The sequence below is a fragment of the Rhodococcus sp. T2V genome (assembly GCF_029269925.1).
GTDB lineage: Bacteria > Actinomycetota > Actinomycetes > Mycobacteriales > Mycobacteriaceae > Rhodococcus_F > Rhodococcus_F koreensis.
Window position 1 is genome coordinate 1 of record NZ_JARJBD010000367.1, and the last position, 570, is coordinate 570.

Here is a 570-nt window from a genome sequence, read left to right on the forward strand (position 1 = left end):
TGAAGTACGAGAGCCACTCGAACAGCTCCAGCCGTGCCTGCGACTTCGACGTCCAGCTCCGTCCGTGCAGCCACTCCCTCTCGAGCCCTTGGAAGAACGATTCGGCGAGAGCGTTATCGTAGCTTGAGCCGACCCGTCCTCGACTCGGGCGGATCCCATGACGGCGGCATACATCGCCGAAAGCTGCTGCGGTGTACTGAGATCCGCGGTCGCTGTGGAAGATAACGCCACCGACGTCACCACCGCGGGTGCGCACCGCCATCTCGATCGCGTCCGTGACGAGATCGGTGCGCATGTGGTCGGCGATCGACCAGCCCACCACCCGGCGTGAGCAGATGTCGATCACCGTGGCCAAGAACAACCACGAGGATCCCACCGGAATGTAGGTAATGTCCCCACACCACTTGGTATCGACAGCCTCAGCGGTGAAGTCTCGCATCACCAGATCCGGGACCGGTGGGACCGACTTGTCCGCGATCGTGGTGCGCTTGCTGCGGCGCAGGTGCCGGCCCACGACGTGGTGGATCCGCATCAGCCGGGTCACCCGTTTGCGGTTGATCCTGCGCCCGC

General features: G+C 64.0%; 1 protein-coding gene. It reads right to left on the minus strand.

What is annotated here, in order from left to right:
• Window positions 1-570 (minus strand): IS3 family transposase (locus P3H15_RS54410; protein ID WP_276144887.1); only part of this gene is annotated, 570 nt, incomplete at both ends.